Annotated in this window: 25 protein-coding genes; 9 read left to right on the top strand and 16 right to left on the bottom strand. The window is 74.4% G+C overall.

Annotation, left to right across the window (positions count from 1 at the left end):
* Positions 1-112: 112 nt before the first annotated feature.
* The 5 genes from ACFVVL_RS08380 to ACFVVL_RS08400 all read right to left on the bottom strand — a co-directional run bounded on the left by ACFVVL_RS08380 (position 113) and on the right by ACFVVL_RS08400 (position 4,473).
* Positions 113-718, bottom strand: coding sequence for a hypothetical protein (locus ACFVVL_RS08380; protein WP_387672448.1), 606 nt, complete (start codon positions 716-718; stop codon positions 113-115).
* The gene (locus tag ACFVVL_RS08385; protein WP_387672451.1) at positions 715-2,019 is read right to left on the bottom strand and encodes a hypothetical protein; all 1,305 of its coding nucleotides are present in this window, start codon (positions 2,017-2,019) and stop codon (positions 715-717) included. Before ACFVVL_RS08385 ends, ACFVVL_RS08380 begins: the two co-directional genes overlap by 4 nt.
* A gap of 2 nt (positions 2,020-2,021) precedes the next feature.
* Positions 2,022-2,801 carry an ATP-binding cassette domain-containing protein gene (locus ACFVVL_RS08390; RefSeq protein ID WP_387672453.1) on the bottom strand — a complete coding sequence of 260 codons (780 nt, stop codon included), beginning with the start codon at positions 2,799-2,801 and terminating at the stop codon, positions 2,022-2,024.
* Positions 2,802-2,952: 151 nt separating this feature from the next.
* Positions 2,953-3,381 (bottom strand): hypothetical protein, encoded by a 429-nt coding sequence (locus ACFVVL_RS08395; RefSeq protein WP_387672456.1) that lies wholly within the window; start codon positions 3,379-3,381, stop codon positions 2,953-2,955.
* Positions 3,382-3,741: 360 nt separating this feature from the next.
* Positions 3,742-4,473, bottom strand: coding sequence for a tyrosine-protein phosphatase (locus ACFVVL_RS08400; RefSeq protein WP_380297733.1), 732 nt, complete (start codon positions 4,471-4,473; stop codon positions 3,742-3,744).
* A 151-nt stretch (positions 4,474-4,624) separates the two neighbouring features.
* Here ACFVVL_RS08400 and ACFVVL_RS08405 point away from each other — a divergent pair, with 151 nt between their 5' ends.
* A complete protein-coding gene (locus tag ACFVVL_RS08405; protein WP_387672460.1) occupies positions 4,625-5,812 on the top strand; it encodes an FHA domain-containing protein in 1,188 nt (395 codons plus the stop codon).
* A gap of 11 nt (positions 5,813-5,823) precedes the next feature.
* Here ACFVVL_RS08405 and ACFVVL_RS08410 read toward each other — a convergent pair whose 3' ends face one another.
* On the bottom strand, positions 5,824-6,801 hold the full coding sequence (locus ACFVVL_RS08410; RefSeq protein ID WP_387672463.1) for an aminoglycoside phosphotransferase family protein: 978 nt from the start codon (positions 6,799-6,801) through the stop codon (positions 5,824-5,826).
* Positions 6,802-7,106: 305 nt separating this feature from the next.
* Between ACFVVL_RS08410 and ACFVVL_RS08415 the strand changes: the two genes are divergently transcribed.
* The gene (locus ACFVVL_RS08415) at positions 7,107-9,599 is read left to right on the top strand and encodes a Tex family protein (protein ID WP_387672465.1); all 2,493 of its coding nucleotides are present in this window, start codon (positions 7,107-7,109) and stop codon (positions 9,597-9,599) included.
* A gap of 51 nt (positions 9,600-9,650) precedes the next feature.
* Here ACFVVL_RS08415 and ACFVVL_RS08420 read toward each other — a convergent pair whose 3' ends face one another.
* The 5 genes from ACFVVL_RS08420 to ACFVVL_RS08440 all read right to left on the bottom strand — a co-directional run bounded on the left by ACFVVL_RS08420 (position 9,651) and on the right by ACFVVL_RS08440 (position 14,208).
* Entirely contained in the window at positions 9,651-10,082 is a 432-nt protein-coding gene (locus tag ACFVVL_RS08420; RefSeq protein WP_387672468.1) for an SHOCT domain-containing protein, read from the bottom strand.
* A 158-nt stretch (positions 10,083-10,240) separates the two neighbouring features.
* Positions 10,241-10,918, bottom strand: coding sequence for an NUDIX domain-containing protein (locus ACFVVL_RS08425; RefSeq protein WP_387672471.1), 678 nt, complete (start codon positions 10,916-10,918; stop codon positions 10,241-10,243).
* A complete protein-coding gene (locus ACFVVL_RS08430; protein ID WP_380297366.1) occupies positions 10,915-12,075 on the bottom strand; it encodes a type III polyketide synthase in 1,161 nt (386 codons plus the stop codon). Before ACFVVL_RS08430 ends, ACFVVL_RS08425 begins: the two co-directional genes overlap by 4 nt.
* 86 nt (positions 12,076-12,161) lie before the next feature.
* A complete protein-coding gene (locus ACFVVL_RS08435) occupies positions 12,162-13,367 on the bottom strand; it encodes a cytochrome P450 (protein ID WP_387672474.1) in 1,206 nt (401 codons plus the stop codon).
* Positions 13,368-13,599: 232 nt separating this feature from the next.
* Complete coding sequence (locus tag ACFVVL_RS08440; RefSeq protein WP_380297362.1) at positions 13,600-14,208, bottom strand: TetR/AcrR family transcriptional regulator; 609 nt, start codon at positions 14,206-14,208, stop codon at positions 13,600-13,602.
* Positions 14,209-14,347: 139 nt separating this feature from the next.
* Between ACFVVL_RS08440 and ACFVVL_RS08445 the strand changes: the two genes are divergently transcribed.
* Positions 14,348-15,160, top strand: a complete 813-nt coding sequence (locus ACFVVL_RS08445; protein WP_380297360.1) for an SDR family NAD(P)-dependent oxidoreductase — start codon at positions 14,348-14,350, stop codon at positions 15,158-15,160.
* Between the two features lie 3 nt (positions 15,161-15,163).
* Here ACFVVL_RS08445 and ACFVVL_RS08450 read toward each other — a convergent pair whose 3' ends face one another.
* A complete protein-coding gene (locus ACFVVL_RS08450; protein WP_387672477.1) occupies positions 15,164-15,598 on the bottom strand; it encodes a hypothetical protein in 435 nt (144 codons plus the stop codon).
* Positions 15,599-15,717: 119 nt separating this feature from the next.
* Between ACFVVL_RS08450 and ACFVVL_RS08455 the strand changes: the two genes are divergently transcribed.
* Positions 15,718-16,248: a hypothetical protein gene (locus ACFVVL_RS08455; RefSeq protein ID WP_380297357.1), complete on the top strand. Its 531-nt coding sequence runs from the start codon at positions 15,718-15,720 to the stop codon at positions 16,246-16,248.
* Between the two features lie 106 nt (positions 16,249-16,354).
* Positions 16,355-17,584, top strand: a complete 1,230-nt coding sequence (locus tag ACFVVL_RS08460; RefSeq protein WP_380297355.1) for a GNAT family N-acetyltransferase — start codon at positions 16,355-16,357, stop codon at positions 17,582-17,584.
* Between the two features lie 61 nt (positions 17,585-17,645).
* Here the strand turns inward: ACFVVL_RS08460 and cutA are convergent, their stop codons facing one another.
* Complete coding sequence (gene cutA / locus ACFVVL_RS08465) at positions 17,646-17,981, bottom strand: divalent-cation tolerance protein CutA (protein ID WP_387672481.1); 336 nt, start codon at positions 17,979-17,981, stop codon at positions 17,646-17,648.
* Positions 17,982-18,188: 207 nt separating this feature from the next.
* On the opposite strand from cutA, the gene ACFVVL_RS08470 reads away from it, so the two are divergent.
* On the top strand, positions 18,189-19,289 hold the full coding sequence (locus ACFVVL_RS08470) for a restriction endonuclease (RefSeq protein WP_387672484.1): 1,101 nt from the start codon (positions 18,189-18,191) through the stop codon (positions 19,287-19,289).
* A 196-nt stretch (positions 19,290-19,485) separates the two neighbouring features.
* Complete coding sequence (locus ACFVVL_RS08475; protein WP_387672487.1) at positions 19,486-20,346, top strand: hypothetical protein; 861 nt, start codon at positions 19,486-19,488, stop codon at positions 20,344-20,346.
* 106 nt (positions 20,347-20,452) lie between these two features.
* Here the strand turns inward: ACFVVL_RS08475 and ACFVVL_RS08480 are convergent, their stop codons facing one another.
* Positions 20,453-21,976, bottom strand: a complete 1,524-nt coding sequence (locus ACFVVL_RS08480; RefSeq protein ID WP_387672490.1) for a carbohydrate binding domain-containing protein — start codon at positions 21,974-21,976, stop codon at positions 20,453-20,455.
* A 206-nt stretch (positions 21,977-22,182) separates the two neighbouring features.
* Between ACFVVL_RS08480 and ACFVVL_RS08485 the strand changes: the two genes are divergently transcribed.
* Positions 22,183-22,848: a GDSL-type esterase/lipase family protein gene (locus ACFVVL_RS08485; protein WP_387672493.1), complete on the top strand. Its 666-nt coding sequence runs from the start codon at positions 22,183-22,185 to the stop codon at positions 22,846-22,848.
* A gap of 86 nt (positions 22,849-22,934) precedes the next feature.
* Positions 22,935-23,891, top strand: a complete 957-nt coding sequence (locus ACFVVL_RS08490; RefSeq protein ID WP_380298341.1) for an aldo/keto reductase — start codon at positions 22,935-22,937, stop codon at positions 23,889-23,891.
* Positions 23,892-23,961: 70 nt separating this feature from the next.
* On the opposite strand, the gene ACFVVL_RS08495 is transcribed toward ACFVVL_RS08490, so the two are convergent.
* The gene (locus tag ACFVVL_RS08495; RefSeq protein ID WP_387672497.1) at positions 23,962-24,603 is read right to left on the bottom strand and encodes a GNAT family N-acetyltransferase; all 642 of its coding nucleotides are present in this window, start codon (positions 24,601-24,603) and stop codon (positions 23,962-23,964) included.
* A gap of 74 nt (positions 24,604-24,677) precedes the next feature.
* On the bottom strand, positions 24,678-25,367 hold the full coding sequence (locus ACFVVL_RS08500) for a nitroreductase family protein (RefSeq protein ID WP_380298345.1): 690 nt from the start codon (positions 25,365-25,367) through the stop codon (positions 24,678-24,680).
* Between the last annotated feature and the right edge of the window lie 90 nt (positions 25,368-25,457).

Consider the following 25,457-nt stretch of genomic DNA (forward strand, 5'->3'; position numbering starts at 1 on the left):
TGGCGGTGGTGGGCGGCGTCCGGGGAGGTGGCGGGGTGCACGGGGTTGCCTGCCGCCGGGCAGGGGATTGACGCGGCGGGTGATGGGCGTGGCCGGGTGGGCCGGGGTGCGGTCAGCCGGTCGGTGGGTGCGGGGTGGTGGGCGGGGGTCGGCGGAGCAGGGTGCAGGTGGTGCCGGCGAGCAGGAGCAGGGCGACGGCGGCGAGCGCCGTCGGGGAGCCGGCCGGATGGAGCGGCCAGGCCCACGGCTGGGGGCGGCCGTCCGGGTACCAGCCCGCCGCCGAGCAGAGCAGCGGGACGGCGGCGAGCGCGGCGGCGGCCGGGCGGTGGCCGACCAGGGGGTGGACCAGCAGCGCGAGGCCGAGGTAGCCGGCGATGTTGCGGGCCAGGACGAGGGCGAGTGCCCCGCAGCCGGCCGCACGGGCGAGGCCGCCGCAGGCCGTCCCGCCGGCCGCGAGGGCGAGCGCCAGCCCGGCGTCGAGGCCGCGCAGGAACCGCCCGGCGACCGATTCGGTGCGCAGGTCGCCCCGGCCCAGCCCGTGCAGCAGGAACACCGCCGGGAGCAGCGTGAGCACGTGCGCGAGCAGGAAGTGCCCGGCCTGTCCGTGCAGGGCGGGCACCGGCAGCTCGCCGTCCCCGCACAGCAGGCCGACGGCGAAGGTCCCGGCGAGTACGGCCGCGAGCAGCGGGACGGCGCGCGCCTTGCACCACCAGCTCACCGCTCACCCCCGGCGGAGGCCGTCCCGGTGTGCGGGAGCGGCGGGGGCAGGGTGCCGCAGTCGGCCAGGGCCGCCACGGTGGCGCGGTACCAGGCGAGCTGCGTCCCGTCGGGCAGGTGGAGCAGCAGGGCGGCGCGGGCGGCGTCGTCCTCGGTGAAGCGGCCGCCGACGCCGGCCGCGGGCACGGTGGTCCCGCCCGGTCCGGCCCGGGCGGTGAGCCAGGCGGTGGCCGTGCCCGCCGCGGCGTCCGCCGGATAGGGGTCGCCGCGGAGGGCGCAGTCCGGGGCACGCGGGAGCAGGCCGCCGACGACGGCGGGGGCGACGTCCTGCGCCCGGGCGTCGGTCGGGACGCCGAGCTTGGCCTCGCCCGGTCCGGGGCGGGCGGCCATGGTGAACGCCTCCGGGACGGCGACGCCGTACCAGGCCAGGTTGCCGGTGACCCGCCGGACCTCGCCGCGGACCACGGCCGACCGGGTGTCACCCAGCTCGGGCCAGAGGCAGACGCGTGGGCGCCCGCCGTCGCAGACCAGGGCGGCGGCGGACCGGTCCCGTACCGGTTCGGGGCCGAGGTCACGGGCCGTCCAGCCGCCCGCCGCGATGCCGCCCGCGGTGACGGCCAGCGCGGCGGCGACGGCGAGCGGGGTGCCGCGCCGGCGGATCAGCAGCACGGCGGCCGCGCAGACCGCGCCGGAGAAGACCAGCGAGCCCGCCACCGCCCGACCGTCCAGCACCTGGTCCACGGCGCAGCAGTCGGACAGCCCGCCGCCGACCAGGTGCCGGGGCCAGTAGGTGTCGAACGCGGCGGGGTAGGCGTTCAGCACGAAGCTGCCCGCCAGCGCGAGCGGGACGGCGACCAGCGGCGCCAGCACCCGTCCGACGACCGAGCCGACCAGGGTGTTGGCGAGCAGCAGCCCGGCCCAGACGGCGAGCGGAGCGGGCTGCGGGACGCCGTCCACGGTGCCGCCGGCCAGTGCGGCGGTGCCGAGCGCGACGGCCATGCCGAGCCCGCCCATCACGGCGACGGGCAGCAGCACCGGTGTGGTGATGGCCGGCGCGGAGCGGACCGGCGAGCGGCCGAACACCCGGCCCCGGTGCAGCCGCGCGCCCTCCCACGCGCCGCAGGCCGCACAGGCCGCGCAGGCGAACGGCAGCGCCAGGCTGGCGTGTCCGGCGGCGGCGAGCCCGTAGGCCGGGGTGACCCAGGTGGTCAGCTCGTCGCCGAGCGCGACCAGGACGAAGCCGAGCAGGAACGGCAGCGTCCGGGTGCCGGCCGAGACCCGCAGTACGGTGCGCAGCAGCATGGTCAGGTCTCCCGTTCGATCAGGCTCGCGTAGGCGGCCTCGGCACTCCGCGTGCCGGAGCCGCCGTCGGAGCCGCTGCCGGGCCCGGGGAGCCGGCCGCCGGGCGCCAGGGCGTGGAACTCCTCGGTGGCGCCCTGGAAGCGGACCCGGCCGCGGTCGAGCACCACCACCTGCCGGTAGGTGCCGGCGAGGTCCTCGGTCTGGTGGGTGGAGACCACCACGCTCACCTCGCCCGTCAGCTCCTCGACCAGGGAACGGAACACCGCGCGCTGGGTCGGGTCGAGCCCGGCGGTGGGCTCGTCCATCAGGATCAGTTCGCTGTGATGGGCGAGGCAGCCGGCGATGCCCATCCGGCGCAGCTGGCCGCCGGAGAGCTGGTGGCCGGCCCGGTCGGCGAGTCCGGAGAGGCCGACCCGGGCGAGGGCGCCGGCCGAGGCCTGCCAGGCGGCGGTGCGCGACATGCCCTTCAACCACCCGCAGTACGCCACCTGTTCGCGCACGGTGAGCCCGGGGACGGGGGTGATCTGCTGGGGCAGCCAGGCCACCGCGCGCCGGTAGGCGGCCCGGTGGCCGGCGCCCGTCGCCGGGTTGACGCCGCGCCAGGTGACCAGTCCCCGGCGCGGGCTCAGCTGGGAGGCGGCGAGCGCCATGAGGGTGGACTTGCCGGCGCCGTTGGGGCCGAGCAGGACGGTGGCCGGATGGTCGATCCGCAGATCGAGGCCGGTGAACAGGAAGGTCTTCCGGCTGTACTGGAAGTCGATGCGGTGGAACTCAAGGGCCATGGCGGAGTCGACGCATTTCGCTCGGAAGGGGTGCGGGTGGGGCCGGCGGGCGGGGCGCGGACGGGCTGGAGCGGTACCGGGCGGATTCGGTACGGGACGGATTCACGTACGACACGGATTCGCGTACGGGACGGATGCGGGCCGGACGGGGTCAGTACCGGGTGGTGACGGTGTCCACCCAGAGCTTGGCGCCGCTGCGCACGGCCTCCAGCGTGAAGTAGTAGTCGCCGGAACTCTGGTCGCCCCAGCCGGAGGTGTCGCAGTGGTTGGACCGGTGGCCGTAGGCCTTGTCGGGGCCGAAGACGTCCTTGTAGAGCTGGAGGTCGGCGTCCTTGAAGTCGTTGTTGCCGGTGACGCAGCCCTGGAAGGTCACGGTGGTGGCGACGTCGTCGCGGTCGCTGTCGGCCCAGCGCCGTGACTCCGATCCGGGGCCCCAGCCGCTGATGTGGGACGTCCAGGAGCCCTCGGCGAGGGCGGGGCCGGCGCCGGTGATGCCGAGGAGTGCGGCGGCGACCAGGATGCCCCGGACGCGCGTGCGGTCGGTCCGGCGGGGGCGGCGGGCGCGGTTCTCTGCGTGCATGGTCCGTCCGATCGTTTCGGTGACACCGCCGTGCGGGGCGGGGTCATGCAGGCGAAAGGAAACGAGCGGAGGTCCGACCGGAACGGTCGCGGTCACCCGATCGGACGAGCCGTCGCGGGAATGACCTTAGCGTGCACGAACAGGCGCTCAGCACCATTTTTTTCGGCCATTCGGCAGGTCAAGGCCCAGGTGTCGGGGCTTGGCAAGGGGCTGATCGGCATTCGCCGGGAATTGTCTTTCCCTGGCATTTACCGTCGAATGCCGACCAGCCCTGTCCCTTGGTGATCTGTCGGCCGATCGATTTCTTTTTCGTGCGATTGTCGTTCCGGCGCGGTGCTGGCCGGTTCTCGACGCCCCCGGCTAGGCCGTGAGCAGTCGGTCCCGCAGCCGGCCGACCAGCGCCCCGTCGATGCCGACCTTGCCGGTGACATAGGCGTGCACCGAGCCGTGGGCGGCGGTCAGATCCGCGAGCGCGAGCCGGATCACCTCCTCCGGCGCGCGCCCGAAGGCCGGCCAGCGCAGCGTGCGCCCCGGGTTGGCGGCGCGCCAGTCGGTCACCAGCCGGGCCGTCACGAGCTCGGTGAGCGCGAAGTCCGCGGCCACGTCGTCCTCGCCCACGCCGAGCAGGGTGAGCACCAGGGCGGCGATCAGCCCGGTGCGGTCCTTGCCGGCGGCGCAGTGGAAGACCACCGGCCGCTCGGCCTGCGCGATCAGCTCCAGGACGGCGCGGATCTCCGCGACGCCGTCCTCGGCCACCTCGGCGAACCGGTCCGCCAGGTAGCGCCAGGGGTCGAGCCCCGGGTCGATCTCGGCCTGGTCGTACGGCCGGTGCTCGATCGAGAGGTTGTGGTACGCGACGCCGTCCAGCTGCGGTATCCGCCCCCGGCGTTCGATCTCCCAGGGGTGGCGCAGGTCGATCACGGTGCCGATGTCCAGTGCCCGGAACCGTTCGAGGTCGGCCGCCGAGGCGAGCCTGCCGAGCGAGGACGAACGGAACAGCAGGCCCCGGCGGACCGTCCGTCCGTCGGCGGCCGGGTAGCCGCCCAGGTCGCGGAAGTTGTACGGACCCTCGAATTCGATATGCCGTGTCATGTTCGCACCCTACTGGGAGCGTTGGCGGAGCAGGGGGTTCCTCCGCGGGCCCCGGGACGGAGCGGCCTGGGTCATGATGGAACCGTTGTGACGGGACGCCGGGACGGTTCGTCCAGGGCGGCCCGTGCACGTCCGACCGCACGGAGGCCCCATGGAGCACAGCCCCGACCGCGCCCTCGACCGCAACCTCGACCGCAACCTCGCCACGTCCGCGGACCGGGCGGACTACCTGGTGGAGCTCTCCAACGTCGTCCGGCGGACCGACTTCGGCGGCACGGCGCCGCGCTCGCTGCACCGGCTGGGGCTGGTGGTGGACGCCCTGGTGCGGCTGACCGGGGACCGGCACGTGGCGGTCTACTGCGTCGCCGACCGCAGCCTGCTGGGCGGGCGGCGGGAGTTCGCCGAGGAGGCGGACGCCCGGACGCTGGCGCGGTGGGTGGCCGAGGGGCTGGTGGAGGAGGTGCCGGACGCCGACGAGCGGGTGCTGGAGATCGCCGGCATGACCGGGATCCAGGTGATCACCGCCGACCACTACGACGACCACCGGATCGAGTACCCGTGGATCCAGGGCAACACCTGGCAGTTCCTGCGCCCGGAGGCGGCCGGGCGGGGCGCGGTGCGGCTGGTGCCGCTGGACATGGGGTACCGCACCGGCGCCGAGATCTCCAAGAAGATGGAGCTGTCGGCGCTGAAGAAGCAGGGCCTGCTGACGGCCGGCCGCAAGCCGCTGGTCGAGGTGGTCGGACGGTCCTGGCGCTGCCCCGACGCGCGGTGCACCCTGTACAGCGTGCACCGCGGCGGGCGGGTGATGCTGCCGCGGATGCGCCGGGGCGTGCCCACCTGCGAGCTGCACGGGGTGCCGCTGCTCGACGACGGCCCCCGGGCCGGCGCCGCGCAGGTCAAAGTGGTGCTGGACGGGCAGTGCGTGGCCCGGTGCACGCTGGACGAGGGGACCCGCACGGCGGTCGGCCGGGCGCCCGGGACGGCGGAGGACGGCATCGCGCTGCTCGGCCTGCTCCCGGCCGAACGGGCGGCCCTGGTCAGCCGCCGCCACCTGGAGGTGTCGGTGCGCGGCGGCGCGGTGACGGTGCGGGACACCAGCACGTACGGCAGCCGGCTGCGGGTGGCGGGGCGGCGCGGCCACCTCGGCCCGTGGGAACGGCTGGCACCGGGCACCGACCGGCCGTTCCGCCCGGGCGACGAGGTCGAGTTGACGCCCGGGCTGGTGCTGACCCGCAGTGGCCGGCGCTTCCCGGCCGAGCTGGCCGGCGCCTGGCAGTCGGAGGCGGCCCACGCCCCGCTGCCGCCGGGGGCCGCCGAGCCGACCCGCTTCGTCTGACGCTCCGACGCTCAGACGCTGCGGTCCGCCAGGACCTCCCGGACGATGTGCCGGGCGTTGGCGGCCAGCGGCGGGTTGGTGGTGCGGTAGTAGGGCAGTTGGACGAGGGCGAGGGACAGCGCCCAGGCCCGGCCGCGTTCCCAGGTGGCGTCGTCGACGGCCAGGGCGGTGCGGAAGGCCTGGCGGGCGGAGGGCGGCAGCAGGCTCCAGGCGGGCAGCAGGTCGACGGTCGGGTCGCCGGTCCCCAACAGGCCGAAGTCCAGGACGGCGGAGAGGCGTTGGCCGGTGACCAGGAGGTTGCCGGGGGTGAGGTCGCCGTGCACCCAGACGCCCGGTCCGGTGGGTTCGGGCAAGCGCAGGGCCTTGTCCCACAGGGCGGTCGTCGTCTCGGTGTCGATCACCCCGCGCAGCCGGCCGATGGCGGCGCGGGTGGCGGCGTCGCGGCCGGCCAGCGGTCCCGAGCGCAGCGCGGCCGGAGCCTGCGGACCCGTCTCGGCGGAGCGCAGGGCGGTGAGGAAGTCGGCGAGGTCGTGGGCGAGTTGGACGGGGTTGGGGATCGATCCGGGGACCGGGTTGGCGCCGTCCAGCCAGCGCAGCACCGACCAGCTCCAGGGGTAGCCGACGGTCGGCCGGCCCTGGCCGACCGGCGCCGGGACGGGCACCGGCAGCTGTCGGGCCAGGCGGGGGAGCCAGTACTGCTCGCGCCCGAGGTTCCCGGCGGCCCAGGCGGCCCGCGGGAGGCGGACGGCGAGTTCGGGACCGAGCCGGAACATCGCGTTGTCGGTGGTCGCGAACCCGACCGGGGTGAGCGGAAGACCCTTCCACTGCGGGAACTGGGCGGCGATCAGCCGCCTCACCAGACCGGTGTCGATGGCCGGTTCGTCGTCGTGCAGGCGGTCGTGCAGGGGGTCGTGCAGAGGGCCGTGCAACTGGTCGTACGGATGGTCGTCGTCGTGCAGGTGGTCGGGCGTCCGAGCGGCTGCGCACATGCCCGGCACTGTACGCCGCGACGGGGCCCGCGCTCAGGCGGATTTCGAACACCAGGGTGGGAAAGCGAGGATTTCACGGGGGCGTTGGGTTTCGCGGGGGGCGCTCGGGATCGCGCCGGCGCCGGCGGGAGCCGCCGCCGGGCGACGGATCCGGGCCGGTCGCGCAGCGGCTCCGGACCGTCGCCGGGCCCGCCGCGGCCGCCCGGCGCGCCACGCCCGGGGTGGTGGGGGCGGGGCGTGGTGTCGGGGGTTGCTGCGAGAATGCGGAGGTACGGACAGCAACTCTGAAGAAGGTGACCGGCTTCGTGACCACGCCAGTCGAACAGGCGGCCCAGCAGGCCCAGCAGGCGATCGAGCGGAAGATCGCCGAGGAACTGGGCGTTCGCGAGGGGCAGGTGAAGTCGGCGGTCGAGCTGCTGGACGGCGGTGCGACGGTGCCGTTCGTGGCCCGCTACCGCAAGGAGGTCACCGGCTCGCTGGACGACGCGCAGCTGCGCACCCTGGAGGAGCGGCTGCGCTACCTGCGGGAGCTGGAGGAGCGGCGCACCGCCGTCCTGGAGTCGATCGAGGCGCAGGGCAAGCTGGACGACGCGCTGCGCGGGCGGATCCTGGCGGCCGACTCCAAGGCGCGGCTGGAGGACATCTACCTGCCGTTCAAGCCGAAGCGGCGCACCAAGGCGCAGATCGCCCGGGAGGCCGGGCTGGAGCCGCTGGCGGACACCCTGCTCGCCGACCCGACGCAGGACCCGGCGGCGCTGGCGGCGGGCTACCTCAACGAGTCGGTGGCCGACGCTCCGGCCGCGCTGGAGGGGGCGCGGGCGATCCTGGTCGAGCGGTTCGGCGAGGACGCCGACCTGGTCGGCTCGCTGCGCGAGCGGATGTGGACCCGCGGCCGGATGGTCGCCACCGTCCGTGCGGGCAAGGAGCAGGAGGGCGCGAAGTTCGCCGACTACTTCGACTTCGCCGAGCCGTACACCAAGCTCCCCTCGCACCGCATCCTGGCGATGCTGCGCGGCGAGAAGGAGGAGGTGCTGGACCTCGACCTGTCCCCGTACGACGGCGAGGAGACCGGTGACCTGCCCGGCGCCAACGACTACGAGCAGCGGATCGCGGCCCGCTTCGGCATCGCCGACCACGGCCGCCCGGCCGACAAGTGGCTCGGCGACACCGTCCGCTGGGCCTGGCGCACCCGCGTCCTGGTCCGGCTCGGCATCGACCTGCGCGGCCGGCTGCGCGCCGAGGCCGAGGACGAGGCGGTGCGCGTCTTCGCCGCCAACCTGCGGGACCTGCTGCTCGCCGCCCCGGCCGGCACCCGCGCCACCATGGGCCTGGACCCGGGCTTCCGCACCGGCGTGAAGGTCGCGGTGGTGGACGCCACCGGCAAGGTGGTCGCCCACGACACGATCTACCCGCACCAGCCCGCCAACAAGTGGGACGCCGCGCTGGCGACCCTGGCCGCGCTGGCGAAGAAGCACGACGTCGACCTGGTGGCGATCGGCAACGGCACCGCCTCCCGGGAGACCGACAAGCTCGCCGAGGACCTCCTCAAGCGCCACCCGGAGCTGAAGCTCACCAAGGCGATGGTCAGCGAGGCCGGCGCCTCGGTCTACTCGGCGTCCGCCTTCGCCTCGCAGGAGCTGCCGGACCTCGACGTGTCGATCCGCGGTGCGGTCTCGATCGCCCGCCGGCTCCAGGACCCGCTGGCCGAGCTGGTCAAGATCGACCCCAAGTCGATCGGGGTCGGCCAGTACCAGCACGACCTGAGCGAGGTGAAGCTCTCCCGTTCGCTGGACGCCGTCGTCGAGGACTGCGTCAACGCGGTCGGCGTGGACGTCAACACCGCCTCCGCCCCGCTGCTCACCCGGGTCTCCGGCATCACCGGCACGCTCGCGGACAACATCGTCGCCCACCGTGACGCCAACGGCCCGTTCCGCACCCGCAAGGCGCTGAAGGACGTGTCCCGGCTCGGCCCGAAGGCCTTCGAGCAGTGCGCGGGCTTCCTGCGCATCCCGGACGGCGACGACCCGCTGGACGCCTCCAGCGTGCACCCGGAGGCGTACCCGGTGGTGCGCCGGATCCTCGCCGCGACCGGCGGGGAGCTGCGCGGGCTGATCGGCAACAGCGGGAAGCTGCGCACCCTGCGCCCGGGTGACTTCGCCGACGACACCTTCGGCGTCCCGACCGTCACCGACATCCTCGGCGAGCTGGACAAGCCGGGCCGCGACCCGCGCCCGGCGTTCCGCACCGCGACCTTCAAGGAGGGCGTGGACAAGATCGGCGACCTGGAGGTCGGCATGGTGCTGGAGGGCGTGGTCACCAACGTGGCCGCGTTCGGCGCCTTCGTCGACGTGGGCGTGCACCAGGACGGCCTGGTGCACGTGTCGGCGCTGTCGAAGAACTTCGTCAAGGACCCGCGCGAGGTGGTCAAGCCGGGCGACATCGTGACCGTCCGGGTGACCTCGGTGGACGTGCCGCGCAAGCGGATCGGGCTCACCCTGCGGCTGGACGACGAGGTGGGGCGCGGCGGCGAGGGCGGCGGGCGCGGCGGCGACCGGCAGGCCCGCCCGCCGCGCCAGGAGCGCCGCGGCGGCCAGGGCGGCCAGGGCGGTCAGGGCGGCCAGGGCGGTCAGGGCGGCGGGCGCGGGCAGGACCGCCGCGACCGTGACCGGGGCGGCTCCGGCGGCTCGGCGCCGCTGGGCAACAGCGCCATGGCGGACGCGCTGCGCCGGGCCGGACTGGCCGGCGGCGGGTCGTCGGACGACCGCCGCTCCGGGGACCGCCGTTCCGGACGGCGCTGAGCAGCCGCGGGGCGGCCGGTGGACACCCGTCCGCCGGCCGCCCCGCCGGCCTCACACCAGCAGCTTGTCCTTGGCCTTCTGGTACTCCTCCTCGGAGATGGCCCCGCCGGCCTTGAGATCGGCCAGTTTGGCCAGGTCGTCGACATGGCTCCGGCCGGGCGCCCCGGGCCCTTCCCCGGCCGCCCCCTCGCCGGGCGCGCTGCCGGCCGCGTCGCGGATGTACGCCTTGAACGCGGCGTCGGCCTTCTGGGCCTGGGCGATGTCGCGTTCGCCCATGCTCCTGCCCCGTGCGATCACGTACACCAGCACACCGATCAGCGGCAGCAGGATCACCAGGATCAGCCAGCCGGCCTTGGCCCAGCCGCCCATGTCCTGGCTGCGGAAGATGTCCGTGATGATCTTGAAGAGCAGGAAGAACCAGAGGATCCAGAGGAACAGCTCCAGCATCGTCCAGAAGATGTTGAGCAGCGGGTAGTTGTCCATGACGGCTCCCGTCCGTGCGGGCCCGGGACGGACCCGGGTCCTTCCGAGTCAATCACCGGACCTCGGACACCGTGGCCCGCTGCTGCGCCATTCCGGTGGTCCTCCGCCCCCGGGAGCGGGGGGCCGGGGCCCGGTGCGGCGGAGGCTGCGGCCGGGGCTCAGTGCGGTCGCGACCGGAGCTCCACCGCCAGGGCGATCAGCTCGCCCCACCACGCGTCGTGGCCGCCCAGCAGCAGCTGCTGCGCCTCGGCCGGGTCCGCCGCGCGGACCTCGACCACCTGCTCGCCGTCGTCCGGGTTGGTCGGGACGGAGTCGACCGTGATCTCGGCCCAGCCCCAGAGCCAGGCCTTCTCGGGGTGCGGCTGCCACGGCCGGTAGGGCACCGGGTCGTCGGTCACGCAGCGGTGCGCGCCCAGCCAGACCGGCTCGCCGAGCAGCCGGGCGCCGGCCTCCTCGCGCAACTCGCGGACCAGGCAGGAGTCCACCGACTCGCCGTGCTCGCGGGTCCCGCCGGGCAGGAACCAGTGGTCGCGGTCGTCGCGGCAGAGCACCACCCGGCCGCCGTCGGTGAAGCCCACCAGGTGGATGTTGGTGACCAGCTCGTCCGGCGGCAGGACGGTGGAGAACTGCGCGTCGTAGCGGCCCCAGGCCCAGTACTGCGGGGCGTGCAGGGCGGGGAAGCGCGCTGCCAGCTCGGCGGCCCGCCCGGCCCCGGCGGGGCGGGGCTGTCTGGGGATCGGCGGGGCTCCGGCGCCGTCCGGTGTCGCGGTGCCGGCGAGGGCGCCGGTGGTCTCGCCGGTCTCACTGGTACCGGTGGCATCCGTGGTATCGGTCATTCGGTGATCGTAGTCCCGGCCGGACGTGGTAGGGGCGCGGTCGGGTGAGTGAGCGTCAGCTCCGCGGGGTCGAGCGCGCGCGAGCGCCGCGGAACCACCGCCTCCAGTGGCCTGCCGACCCAACTGCCCAGCGAGATCTCGGCGGTGATGCCCGGGCCGAAGCCCGCGATCAGTCCCTGGGTGCCGTCCTCGACGCCGCCCTCCTCGAACATCCGGGCCAGCGCGTCGAAGACCACGGCGCTGGCGATGTTGCCGCGCTCGGTGAGCGTGGCCCGGGAGAACCGGAACGCGACCGGCTCCAGGTTGAGGAAGTGGCAGAGGTCGTCGAGGATCCGCGGGCCGCCCGCGTGCACGATGTAGAAGCCGAGGCCGGAGACGTTCCAGGCGTGCTCGACGGCCAGCGCGCGCAGCGCCGGGGCGAGCATCTCCATGGTGCCCGGGACGCGCTTGTCGAGCTGGAAGTGGAAGCCGGTGTCCTTGACCCCGTAGGAGATCCAGTTCTCGGTGTCCGGCACGAGGTGCGAGCCGTTGCGCTCCAGGTGGACCCCGGTGCCGCCGCGGCCGCGCAGCACGACGGCGGCGACCGCGTCGCCGAACAGGCCGTTGGAGAGCAGCGAGCCGACGCCGATGTCGGTGGGCTGGTAGCAGAGCGAGCAGAACTCGCAGGCGACGATCAGCACGTTGGCGCCCGGGTAGGCGCGGCAGAAGTCGTGCGCCCGGTTGACGGCGGCGCCGCCGGCCGCGCAGCCGAGCTGGGCGATCGGCAGCTGCCGGGTGTCGGAGCGGAACCCCATGGCGTTGATCAGCCACGCGGTCAGCGAGGGCATCATGAAGCCGGTGCAGGATACGTAGAGGATGAGGTCGATGTCCCGGGCGCCGAGTTCGGCGTGGTCGAGGGCACGCTCGACCACCTCGGGGACGCGGCGCTTGGCCTCGCGTTCGTAGACGGCGTTGCGGACGGTGAAACCCGGGTGCTGCAGGGTCTCCTCGATGGGCTGGACCAGGTGTCTGGTGCGTACGCCGGTGTTCTCGATCAGCCGCAGCGCGAGGCCGAGCTGCGGGTGGTCGGCGTGCAGGGTGCGGGCCAGGTCGAGGGTCTCGTCGAGCGTGATGACGTGCTCGGGCACGGCGATGGCGGGTCTGCAGAGTGTGGCCATGGGTGGATCTCCGGTCGGGCGGGCCTGGGGGTGCGGAGGCGGCTGGGGGCGGTGGGGGTCACCGCGGCGTGGTCACCGGGAGGTGGTCACCAGGCGACCGGCAGGGTCTGCGGGTAGCGCCAGATCGAGCCGGTCTGCCAGTCCAGTTCGGCGGGCGGGACGGCGAGGCGCAGCCCGGGGAACCGGTTCAGCAGGGTGCCGATCGCCACCTGGAGCTCCATCCGGGCCAGGTGGGAGCCGAGGCAGTGGTGGGTGCCGTAGCCGAAGGTCATGTGGGTGGGCGCGCCGCGGTCGAGGTCGAGCTCGTCGGGGCGCTCGTACACGGCCGGGTCGCGGTTGGCGGCCAGGTAGGAGACGTGCACCGGCTCGCCGGCCCTGATCAGCACGCCGCCGAGCTCGACGTCCTCGGTGGCGACCCGGGCGATGCCCACGCCCTGGCGGAACGGGATGAAGCGCAGCAGTTCCTCCAGGGCCTGCGGCAGCAGGTCCGGCTGGGCGCGCAGTTTGGCGAGCTGCTCGGGGTGGGTGAGCAGGGTGTAGGTGATGTTGGAGAGCTGGTAGGTGCTGGTGTCGTGGCCGGTGACCAGCAGGACCATGGCCATCACGGCGAGTTCGTCGTCGTCCAGCAGCTCGGCGCCGTCCCGGGCGGTGGCGAGCGCGCTGATGAGGTCCTCGCCGGGCGAGCGGCGGCGGGCGGCGGTGAGTTCGGCGAAGTAGGCGCGCAACGCGGCCTTGGCGTCGACCTGGCCCGCGCCGCTGTCCGGGCCCATGGACATCATCGCGACGGCGTGGCCGCGGAGTTCGGCGCGGTCCCCGGCCGGGATGTCGAGCAGCTCGCAGATGGTGGTGAGCGGGAGCCGGGCGGACAGGAAGCGGACGAGGTCGGCGGGTGCGCCGTGCTCCGCCATCTCGTCGAAGTAGCCGTCGACGACGCCCTGGGTGTGCGCGCGCATCCGCTCCACCTGGCGGTTGGTGAAGCCCTGGGCGACCAGCCGGCGGAGCCGGTTGTGGGCCGGCGGGTCCATCAGGTTGATCGACTCGACCTGGGCGATCGGGGCGGGCGTCATCCGGGGCAGGTCGCGGCCGATGCCGGCGGCTCGGCTGAACCGGCGGTCGGTGGTGACCACGCGCACGTCCTCGTAGCGGGTGGCGAGCCAGGCCTCGCCCTCGCCGTGCGGCAGACGGATCCTGGCGATCGGCTCCTCGGTCAGCAGGCGCTTGAGCAGAGGGTCGAACTCCAGGCCGTCGGTGTGGTTGAAGGGGCAGTCCCACACGGGGGCGGAGGTAGTCACGGGCTGGTCCCAGGGCCGGTTCTGCCGCCCGGACGGAGGTTGTTCGGGCGCGGACGTGCTGATGCTGCCCCATCGGACCGGAAAAGTGGGGACACGGGCGCGAGTTCCCTCGATCGAGGGAAATGACCGATTGTCATGAGATCTACGAGGGTGGGGACGGTGCTGCCCAGGCCGTCGTAGGAGGGGTGCGGCCGACCGTGCGAGCGCGCGGCCGGGCGCGGCGTCCGGCGTGTCAGCGCGTGGTGCGCGGGCCCACGCCGTGCAGCAAGGTGTCGACGATCCGGGCCGCCAGCGCCTCCGGATCGGCGCCGTCCGCCGGTGCGCCGTGGGTGCCGTGCGGGCCGCCGTGCATGACCTCGCCGATGAGGGCGTAGAAGACGCGGCGCACCCATTCCAGGTCCGCGTCCGCGGCGATGACCCCCTCGTCGCGGATCCGGGCGAGCAGTCCGAGGCAGCGGCGGGCGATCTCGTCGTGGGTCCGTGCGGCCTGCGCGCTCTGGGCGACCGCCGGCCCGAGCGCGAAGCCCCAGGCGGCCTTCACCCGCAGCACGTTGGCGGTCGCCCGGTGCAGCGCCACCAGCGGCGGGGCGGTTCCGGGGCGGCCGTCCTCGATGGCCTCGGCGAGCTTGGCCGCGGCCTCGGTGGCGAGCGCGTCGACCAGCGCCTGCCGGTTGGCGAACCGGCGGTGGACGGTGGTCCGGGTGACCCCGGCCGCCTCCGCGATCTGCTCCATGGACGCGCCCGGGCTCTCGGCGAGGACGCGTTCCGCCGCCGCGAGGATCGCGCGGACGCTGCGTTCGGCGTCGGCGCGCAGCGGGCGGGCGGGCGGCGTGCGGGTCATGGGTGGTGCCTCCAGCTCGGTCGTACCCGGGAACGGTACAGCGGGGGGACGGCTCGGACACTAACTGAAACAAGAGTGTTGCACATTTTCGGTTATCCGATACTCTCCTGTCACAGTTGATGAGACAAGGAGCACCACCGTGCGCACTGCCACCACTGCTCTGATCACCGGCGCGTCCTCCGGCCTCGGCGCCGAGTTCGCCCGCCAACTCGCCGCCCGCGGCCACGACCTCGTCCTGGTCGCCCGCTCCGCCGACCGGCTGCACGACCTCGCCGGACGCCTCGGCGAGTCCCACGGCATCACCGCCCATGTCCTCGTCCAGGACCTCGCCGCCCCCGACGCCGCCCGCCGGATCGGCGCCGAACTCGCCGACCGCGGCCTGGGCGTGGACCTCCTGGTCAACAACGCCGGCTTCGGCACCTGCGGCCCGTTCGAGACGATCGACCCGCGGCGCGACCACGACCAGTTGATGGTCAACGTCGTCGCGCTGGCCGACCTCACCCACGAACTGCTGCCCGGCATGCTGGCGCGCGGCAGGGGCGCGGTGGTCAACGTGGGCTCCACCGCGGGCTTCCAGCCCACCCCGTACTTCGCCGTCTACGGCTCGTCGAAGGCCTTCGTGCTCAACTTCAGCCTCGCGCTGCGCCAGGAGTACCGACGGCGCGGCATCCGCGTCCTGGCCCTCTGCCCCGGCCCGGTGGAGACCGGCTTCTTCGACGTCATCGGCACCCGGAAGGCCGCCGTCGTGGGGAGGTTCACCACCCCGGAACCGGTCGTCCGGGCGGCGCTGCGGGCCCTGGACGCCGACCGCGCCTACCTCGTGCCGGGCCTGGCCAACCGGATCGCCGCCCACCTCGCCCCGCGCCGCCCGCGCGCCCTCGTCGCGGCGATCACCGAGCGGATGTCGCGCGGGGTGCGCGACGTCATGGCGCCGGCCCGGGGCGGGGCTTGAGGCTCAGCGCCGGTCGTCGGGGCGCACCGCGCCCATCACCGCGCCGCTCGCGTCGTAGAGGACGAGCATCCGGGTCGGGTCGAACGGCCCGGCCCAGGCCAGGTAGGCGTCGACGATCGCGCGGGTCCGGGCGTCCACCGCCGTCGGGTGGTCGGTGGCCAGGTAGGTGTTGACGTGGTCGTCCTGCGGCACGGCCTGGTCGAGCCTGGTGACGTGGCCCAGCACGGCCGCCCGCTGCTCCTCGGTGCCGTGCTGCTCCACCCAGCGGACGAAGGCGGGGGCCTTGTCCTCGACCCCCGACGCCGTCGGCATCACGGACGGCGCGTGGGCGGGCCGCGCGACGGACGGCGAGGGACGGACGGGCGCCGGGTCGAGGAAGCCGATCAGCAGGGTGGCCACCACACCGGCGAACACGGTGAGCACCAGACGGTTCTTCATCGGCTGACCCCCTCGGTCGGAACGCCGGACGACTCTAACAGCCGCCGCCCCAAGGCTCGGTCGGAGACGAACACCGCGCCGGGGAGAACCGCGCGGGCGCCGGCGGCGTCCGTGCGGGCGTGATCAAAACCGTGTTGAACGGGCTGCCGATGTTCTGGCCCGGGCTGCTCGCCTCCCTCGTCCCGGCGGCGCTGCTGAACCGCCCGGTGGGGCGGCTGCTGCGCACGCACTGGGCGGTCGGCTTCGTCCTGCTGCTCGCGCTCGGCGGGGTGGCCACGCTCACCCTGCTCCCCGAGCACCCGCGCCCGTTCTGGCAGGACCTCTCCTGGGCGGGCGTGGTCCACCACTGCACGCTGGACGGCGTGCGGCTGCGCCCGCCGGGGGAGTGGTTCTCCTCCCGGCAGGCCGACCTCGCCGTCCTGGTGTTCGCCCCGATCGGCCTGGCCGCCGCCCTGACCGGCTCCCGCCGCCGGGCGGCGGCGGTGCTCGTCGCCGCCGCGGCCCTCCCCTTTGTCCTGGAGGCCGCCCAGTACGCCGTCCCCGCGCTCGGCCGCGCCTGCGACGCCCAGGACGCCCTGGACTCCCTCCTCGGCCTCGCCCTCGGCGCCCTCCTCGGACTCCCGGCCCGCCCCGCGCTGCGCCACGCGTGATCCGACGGGGAGGACCAAATTCGCTTGACCCGCCCGCCGCCTGGCGTTGCACTGTGGCCGGACACCACGCGCGTGGTGCCGGTGAAGCGGGGAGGCAGCAGTACCCATGGAGATTCGTTCCACCACCGAGCAGGACCGCGACGTCTTCGTCGACACCCTCCTCGTCCCGTTCGGGCTCCTCCCGGAGCCGCCGGCCGAGGACGGGGGAGGGGCCTGGTGGTCGGCCCTGGAGCTGGACCGGGGCGTGCTGGCGGTGGCGGACGACGGGCGGCCGATCGGCACGGCCGGTGCGTACTCCCTGGAGCTGACCCTGCCCGGGGAGGTCGTTGTCCCGGCCGCCGGGGTGACCGCCGTCGGCGTGCTGCCCACGCACCGGCGCCAGGGCGTGCTCACCGCGATGATGCGCCACCAGCTCGCCGAACTGCGCGGGCGCGGGGAGTTCCTCTCGGTGCTGCTCGCCGCGGAGGCCGTGATCTACCGCCGGTTCGGCTACGGCCCGGCGACGTACACCCGGCGGCTGACGGTGCCGCGCCACCGCGCGGCCCTGGCCGCCCCGAGGGCGGGCGGCGCGGACGGCGGCACCGTCGAGGTGCTGCGGCGGGCCGAGTGCGTCGACCTCATGGAGGAGGTCTACGACCGGTACCGGCGGACCCAGCCCGGCGCGCTGTCGCGGCCGCACCGCTGGTGGGCGCTGCGGGCGGGGCAGCCGCCGATCGCCCCGGCGCCGCGCTACGTCGTCGTCCACCGCGACGCCGACGGCGTGCCGGACGGCTACGCGAGCTACTCGCGGGGCGACGTCGACCCGGTGACCAAGGCGGTCACCCTGACGGTGGACGAGACCGTCGCCCTCGACGACACCGCGTTCACGGCCCTGGCCCGCTACGTGCTCCGGCACGACCTGATGACCCACATCGTGTTCAAGCACCTCCCCACCGGACACCCGCTGCCCTGGCAGCTGGAGGACTTCCGGGCGGCCGAGGTGAGCGGTGAGACGGACTGGCTCTGGGTGCGGCTGCTGGACGTCCCGCGCGCCCTGACCGCCCGCGGCTGGTTCGCGGACGGCGAGCTCGTGCTCGACGTCGACGACCCGTTCCTCGGCGAACACGGCCGCTACCTGCTCACCGTCCGCGACGGCAGGGCCGAGTGCGTCCCCACCGACCGCGAGCCGGACCTGTCGCTGGACGCGAGCGACCTCGGTTCGGTCTACCTCGGCGGCACCACCCCCGGCACGCTGGTCCGCGCCGGCCGCGTCCACGCCCACCACCCGGAGGCGGCCGCCCGGGCCGACGCCCTCTTCCGCACCGACCGCCCCCCGTTCAACCTGCACTGGTTCTGACCGGGGAACCCCGCCGGCCCGCCGCCCCGAGCACCGGGCGGCGGGCCGTCCTCCGGCGCCCTCACCGGCCTGGGGCGGTCTCCGCCCGCACCCACTCCAGGTAGCCGGGGCTGCCCGCGACCACCGGGACGGCGATGAGCTCGGGGGTGTCGTAGTCGTGGTTGTCGTTCACGAAGTCGGTGAGGGCGCCCGCCAGTTCGGCGCGGGTCTTGAAGTCGATCCGCCACTCGGCCGTGTCCCGGACCTCGCCCTCCCACCAGTACACCGACTGGATCCGGGACACCTGCGCGCAGGCCGCGAGCCGGGCCCGGACCACGGCGGCGGCCAGGGCGCGGGCCCTTGCCTCGTTGTCATGGGTCGTCGTCATGAGGAGGAGGTCGCTGCTGTTCGTCGCCATGCCGACAGCGTAGGCGCGGTGCGCCAGGAGCCCCGGGCGGCCGGCGGTCAAGAGTAGGTCACTGTTGTTCGTCGTCATGCCGAAAGCTCAGGTGCGGCGGTAACCTACTCACTCACCCAGCGGGGGACACGCTCAAGCCGTCCTGAAGTCGCCTTTTCTGACACGTGCCTGACGATCCGTCGTACCGGCGCGTTCGAGGGAGTACCTATGTCCCGGAGCCGCAAGCTCCACCGCCTCAGCAACCCCGACACCAACGAGCGCCGCGCCCAGCGCATGCTGTTCCGGCACCTGCGTGACGACACCAACGCGAACCGCGGCCGGATGTCGCGGCGGGTGCGCGAACTCCAGTTGCTGCTGCAGATGGACCCGATCGAGTTCGAGGGTCTGATCGCCCGGCTGATGGAGTCGATGGGCATGAAGGTCGAGCTCACGGCCCGGTCGAAGGACGGCGGGGTGGACGTCCGCGGCATCGACACCGACCCGTTCCGGGGCGGGAACGTGATCGTGCAGGTCAAGCGGTACCGGGACACGGTGACGCCGTCGGCCGTCCGGGACCTCTTCGGCACGCTGCAGCACGACGGTGCCGCCACGAAGGCGGTACTGGTCACCACCAGCAAGTTCGGGCCCAGCTCGCACCAGTTCGTGTCGGGCAAGCCGATCACGCTGATCAACGGCGCCGAACTGGTGGGCCTGCTGAAGCACCACGGCTTCCACGAGGTCTTCGCGCCGGCCTACGCCGAGGTCGAGGCCGAGGCCGTGGACGCCGGCGCCGGGCAGCCGGAGATCGAGGTGGCCGCCGAACCGTCCCGGCTGTTGCTGCACTGGACCGGGGAGGAGGAGTACGACATCGCGGCCCTGGTCTGCCAGGGCAACCGCGCGCTCTCCGACGACCACCTGGTCTTCTACAACAACGCCTCCACGCCCGACGGTTCGGTCCGTCTGGTGACCGGCTACGAGGACGCCAACGCCTGTCTGATGGTCGACTTCGAGGCGCTGCCCGCCGAGGCGGACCGGCTGGTCGTCATCGCCGCCGCCGACACCGAGAACCATCCCGGGGCCACCATGGCCGGGTTCGCCGGACCGGCGCTGATCCTGGAGGCGGGCGCCGACCAGGACGCCGCGATCGTGCACCTGGCGGACGGCGCGGAGTCCAACATCGCGATGCGCCTCGGCCGCTTCGACCGCGACGACGCCGGGAACTGGGACTTCACCCCGGCGCTCGCCGGCTACCCGGGCGGTCTGCGGCAGGCGGTCGTCGCCTACGGCCTGGAGGTCGCGGACGAGGAGCCGGTGGCCGCGGGGGCGTAGGGCCCGGCCCGGTGCGCAGGAAGTCGGCGGGCCCGACTTCCTGCGCCGGGGGCGGGTGGAACGATTCGTGTGCGGACGCGGGAGTCGCGGTGGTCCGCCCCCGGGGGTGAGCGGCCGGGCGGGGAAACGGTTCGACCACGGACCGGGCGGTGTGTCAGGATGCGCCCCGTCTCTCTGTTCGACCGGGGGTTTCCTGATGATGCGTCGCTCCACCGTGCTCGCCGTCGCCGCCACGGCGGCCTGTCTCGCCGCCCTGGTGGGCTGCGACGACGACACGGCGCCGGCCGCGCCCCCGTCCGTGTCCGCGACGGCCACGAGTACGCCCGAGTCGGCACCGACCCCGACGGCCACGCCGACGCCGACCGCCACGCCCAGCACGACGCCGACCGCCACGCCCACCGTCACGCCCACCGCGACCGCCACCGCCACCGCCGTCGCCACGACGGCGGGAGGGGCGATCGACCCGGAGAAGGCGCTCGCACTCGCCGAGAAGTCGCCGTACGCGGCCACCCAGGACTTCACGACCGAGGGCGGCCCGCTCAGCGCCGTCACCAAGGCCCGGGTGAACCTCAACGCGCCCGTCCGCTCCGGCCGGCTCACCGAGTCCATGAGCGCGGGCGGCAGCGACCTGCTCGGCGGCACCGGTGACGACGGCCCGACCGTCGTCGTGACCGACGACGGCACCACCTACATCAAGAGCGGCGGCAGCTGGCGCACCTCCCCGCTCGGCGACCGGATCCCGGACTACCACGGCTACGCCAAGGCGTTGCTGGGCGTCGGCCCGTCCGCCCGCAAGGGGATGGAGGACTGCGACGGCACGCCGTGCTTCCATCTCTCCGGCACGCTCGACATCGAGCGGATGAAGGTCGTGGAGCCGGAGCAGTACAAGCTCTTCAAGGGCAAGGGCGTGGCGGCCTTCCAGCTCGACCAGTGGATCGACGCCCAGGGCCGCACCGTCCGCTACGACCGGAGGACCGAGCTGCGGGGCGTCCCGATGCGCACCCACGGCACCTTCCGCGACTTCGGCCCGGTCGAGAAGGTCGGCGCGCCGGTCTGACGCGCCGCTCCCCGCCGCGCCGCTCCCCGACGTGCCGCTCCCCGACGTGCCGCGACGCCGACGCCCCGGGGGGAGGGGGCGTCGGCGTCGCGACCGGATCCGGCGCTCAGCCGGTGTACTGGGCGAAGATCTTCGCGAACTCGTACGGCTGCTGCGGGATGTTGGTGCACTTGTAGAGGCCGCCGCCGGTGCAGGCGTTGGCGTCCCGGGTGGCGTCCCAGAAGGCCAGCGTGCCGAGGTGGTGCTGGCGGGCGAAGGCGACCAGCTGCTGGGCGTCGGCCTGGTTGTAGATCTGGTGGTCGTCGTTCTCGCCGAGCATCGGGGTGACCCCGACCATGGCCCACAGCCGGGCGTCGCTCCTGGCCGGGTACAGCGCCTTCAGCTGGCCGTACAGGGACTGCGCGGCCTGGACGGCGGCGTCGCCGTAGTCGGTGCCGGCGCGGTAGTAGTCCATCGCCATGACGTTGACGACGTCGACGTCCACGCCCGCGTCCCGGGCGGAGCGGACGATGGCGACGCCCTCGCTGGTCAGGCCCTCGGGGAGGACCGGCAGGGTGAAGGAGATCCTCAGTCCGGGGTGGGCCTTCTGCAGCTTGGCGAGGGCGGCCGAGCGGCGCTCGTTGGCGACGGTGTCGGCGATCGCCGCGCCCTCGATGTCGAAGTCGACGTAGCGCAGGTCGTAGGCGTTGACGACGGCGTCGTACTCGGCGAACAGGGGGTCGACGCCGGTGCAGGCGGCGGCGAGCTCGGTGCCGCTGGCGCCGCCGAAGGAGAGCTTGACGTCGCCGCCGGCCGCGCGCAGCGCGTCGATCTGGTCCTTCGCCCAACCGGTGCGCGGGTCGTAGGCGTTGAACCAGCTGGCCTTGCAGCCGACGGCGGTGACGAAGCCCATCGTGAAGGCCTTGAGGTTGCCTGACCTGGCCATCGCGGGCATCGACGGGGTGGGCCAGGCGCCCATGTCGATGTACGGGGCCACCGGCAGGGCGACGTTCGGCGCCGGGGTGGTCGGGCCGCCGGTCGGGGGAACGGTGGTGGGCGGCGCGGTGGTCGGCGGCGTCGTGGTGGGCGGGGGCGTGCTCGGGGTGCCGCCGGGGCCGGTGAGGGTGACGTCGTCGGCGAGGTAGGCGCCCTGGCCGTACCAGCCGTGCAGGTAGACGTCGACGCTGGTGGTGGCGGCGCCGGTGGTGAAGGTGGCGGTCAGCTGCTGCCAGCCGGCGCCGCCGGGCGTCCAGACGGCCGGGTCGGTGACGCCGGTGCCGGTCGTGCCGAGGTACACGTACTGGCCCTGGACCCAGGCGCTCAGCGTGTACGTGGTGTTGGGCCTGACCGCGACGCTCTGGCCGCACTGCGCGGTGACCGCGCCGGAGACCTCGCCGCGCAGTGCGTAGGAGCCGCTGTGCGCACCGGAGTTCACCACGCTGCCGGCCGCGCCGGTACAGCTCCAGGTGCCCAGCGCGCCGCTCTCGAACCCGGGGTTGCCGAGCAGGTTGCCGTCGGCGGCGCCGGCGTTCGTGGCCACGGCGGCGAGGCCGCCACCGGCCAGGACGACGGCGGTGGCGAGGCCGAGCGCCTTGGTGCGGAGGACCGGGCGGCGGTGCCGGGCAGCGGTGTCGTGGGGCGCGCGTGGCATGGGGGTGCCTCTCGGGGACGGGAGTCCGCCGCCCGCCGCGCGCTGGGGGGAGGAGGCGCGGGGCGGGCGGCGGCGGAGGGGTGGTCCGGTGGGGGAGTGCGCGGTACTGAGCATCAACCTGGACTAGACCACCTGCGCACGTCAAGCGCCTCAGGTGCACCAAAGGCAGGTCGTAGCAAGGCTTACGCGGACCTTAAGGTTCCGCCATGAGTGATGACACGGCGGACCGGAACCTGCGGATCGTCTTCCTGGGCGACTCGTTCACCCAGGGGATCGGGGACCCCGAGTACCGCGGCTGGGTGGGCCGGGTGATGGCGGACTGCTGGACCGCACTCGCGGCGGGGCCGGAGGAGGTGACGGTGTTCAACCTGGGCGTGCGGCGGAACACCTCGGCCGATGTGCTGGCCCGGTGCTGGGGCGAGACGGCGGTGCGGGCGCTGCCGGGGGCGGACCACCGGCTGGTGCTGTCGGTGGGCAGCAACGACGCGGTGGAGGAGGACGGCCGGGTGCGGGTGGCGCCGGACGCGAGCCTGGTCCATGTGTCCGCGCTGCTGGACGGGGCGCGCGAGCGCGGCCTCGCGCCCCTGGTGGTGGGCCCGCCGCCGGTGGCCGGTGCGGGCGCGCCGCACCTGGAGCGGCTGCTGGCGCTGGCCGACGGGATCGCCGGGGTCTGCGCCGGGCGCGGGGTGCCGTTCATCGGCGTGACCCGGGAACTGGCGGCGGACCGGGAGTGGACGGCGCAGGCCCTGGCCGGGGACGGCGCGCACCCGGGCGCGGGCGGGTACCGGCGGCTCGCGGACCTGGTGCTGCGGGGCGGGTTCCGGGAATGGCTGACGGAGCGTCGTCCGGCGGAGGAGGCGGCCTTGACCTAGAGCGCACTCCAAGGGGGAGGCTGGTTCCCGTTGATCCGACCGCGGTCGGCGCCCCGAGGGGGCCGACACCAGTGAGGAGTACCGTCATGCGCAACGCCACGCTCGGCAGCGAGGGTCCCGAGGTCGGGGTCATCGGCCTCGGCTGCATGGGGATGACCTGGGCCTACGACGTCCACAACCGTGACGACGACACCTCGGTCCGGGTGATCCGGCAGGCACTGGACCTCGGCGTCACGCTGATCGACACCTCCGACATCTACGGGCCGTACAGCAACGAGGAGGTGGTCGGCGCGGCGCTGGCCGGCCCGCACCGGGAGCGCGCGGTGCTCGCCACCAAGGTGGGGCTCGTGCCGGGCAACGCCGAGGAGCGGGTGCTGCGCAACGGGCGGCCCGAGCACATCCGGCGCTCGATCGACGACAGCCTGCGCCGCCTCGGCACCGACCACGTCGACCTGTACCAGCTTCACCGGATCGACCCGGAGGTGCCGGTCGAGGAGTCCTGGGGCGCGCTCGCCGAGGCGGTGGCGGCCGGCAAGGCGCGGCGGATCGGGCTCTCCGAGGTGAACGTCGAGGAGATCAGGCGCGCGCAGGCCGTCCACCCGGTGGCCTCGGTGCAGAACGAACTGTCGCTCTGGACCAGGGACTCGCTCGCCGAGGTGCTGCCGTACACCGAGGAGCAGGGGATCGCGTTCCTGCCGTTCTCCCCGCTCGGCCGCGGCTTCCTGACCGGCGGCATCGCGTCCTTCGACGAGCTGCCGGCGGACGACTTCCGCCGCGGGCTGCCGCGCTTCCAGCAGGAGGCGCTGAAGGCCAACCTGGCGCTGGTGGAGCGGGTGCGGGCGGTCGCGGCGCGGGTCGGCGCGACGCCCGCGCAGGTGGCGCTGGCCTGGGTGGTGGCGCAGGGGCGGTACGTGCTGCCGATCCCGGGGACCAAGACGCCGAAGTACCTGGAGGAGAACGCGGCGGCGGCCGAGCTGGTGCTCTCGCCGGCGGACCTCGCCGAGCTGGACGCGCTGCCGGCGGCGGCCGGCGAGCGGTACTGACGGACCGGCGGTAACGACGGACGGGCGAGCGGTACTGACGGGTGCTCATGCCCGGGTGCCGGCCGGGCGCTCAGGCGCGGACCGGGTTCCGTTCCCGGATCCAGACCTGCTTGCGCCCGGTCTCGCCCGGCGCCCGCACCGGCGCCGCCACCACCCGGTCGAGCCGGAAGCCGGTCCGGCGGGCCACCGCGCCGCTGGCGGTGTTGGCCGGGTCGCAGTGGATCTCGACCCGGTGGATCCCGGGCAGCGCGAGCGCCGCTTCGGCGACCGTGCGGGCGGCGGCGGTGGCGATGCCGCGGCGGCCGTGCTCGGCGCTCACCCAGTAGCCGATCTCCAGTGCACCCGGGCCGATCCGGCCGTGGAGGCCGAACGAGCCGATCACCCGGCCCGGTTCGGCGTCCAGGCCGGCCAGGTAGATGAAGTCGGTGCCGGCGTCCCAGGCGGCGACGCCGGCCGCGGTGAGCTCGGCGGTCCGGGCCGCAGTGGGCGCCTCGGCGGCCCACTCCAGCCAGGGGCGCAGATGGTCCAGGTTGGCCCGGACGGCGGTGTTGAGCGCGCGCGCCTGGGCCGGGGAGCGCCGCCGCAGGGTGATCCCCCCGGCGGACCGCAGCAGTTCGGGCGGCCGGCCGGGGGTGGGCACGCCGGCGGTGGGTGCGCCGGGGGTGCCGGACGCGGGCGCGCCGCCGCGCGGCGGCGGCATGACGTGATTCATGACAGCGATTATGGCCGCGTCCTGTACCTGTCACCACCGCCCGCCGCCGCGCGCCGGAGCCGTCCGGGGGCGCGTCAGAGCCGGACCAGCACCTCGTCGAGCTCCTTGCGCCGCAGGTCCGGCACGCGCGCCCCCTCGGCGGGGTAGCCCACCGGGATGACGTAGGCGGCCCGCTCCTCCTGCGGCCGTTCGCACACCTCGTTGAGGAACTTCATCGGGCTCGGCGTGTGGGTGAGCGTGGCCAGGCCCGCCTGGTGCAGCGTGGCGAGCAGCAGGCCGACCGCGATGCCCACCGACTCCTTGGTGTAGTACGGGCGCGGCGAGGCGGGGCCCTTGTGCACCTCGAAGACGACGATCACGGCCGGCGCGTCCTCCAGGAACGGCTTGCGCCAGTCGGTGCCGATCGGCGCCAGTGCGGCCAGCCACTCCTCGGAGGCCCGGTGGGCGTAGAACTCGCGCTCCTCGGCCTCGGCGGCCTCCCGCAGCCGGCGCTTGCGCTCCGGGTCGGTGATCACCACGAACCGCCAGGGCTGCACGTGGGCGCCGCTCGGTGCGGTGTTGGCGGTGCGGATCGCCCACTCGACCACGCCGTCCGGGATCGGGCGGGTCGAGTAGTCGCGGACGGTCCGGCGCTGCGCCATCACGTCGTGGAAGGACCTGCTGCGGGCCTCGGCCTCGTGGGCGGGCACGGTCATGGGGGTGAGCGGAACGGTCGGGTGGGACGCGTCCGCCACCGCGCTGTCGAGCGCTGTGCTGTCAACCATGGGCGACAGCACAGCACATGACGGCGGGCCGGGGAAGAGGTCTGGACCTCCGTCCCCGGCCCGCGGCCCTGTTCCCGGCTGCGGCCCCGG

The organism is Kitasatospora sp. NPDC058115 (genome assembly GCF_042884635.1).
GTDB lineage: Bacteria > Actinomycetota > Actinomycetes > Streptomycetales > Streptomycetaceae > Kitasatospora.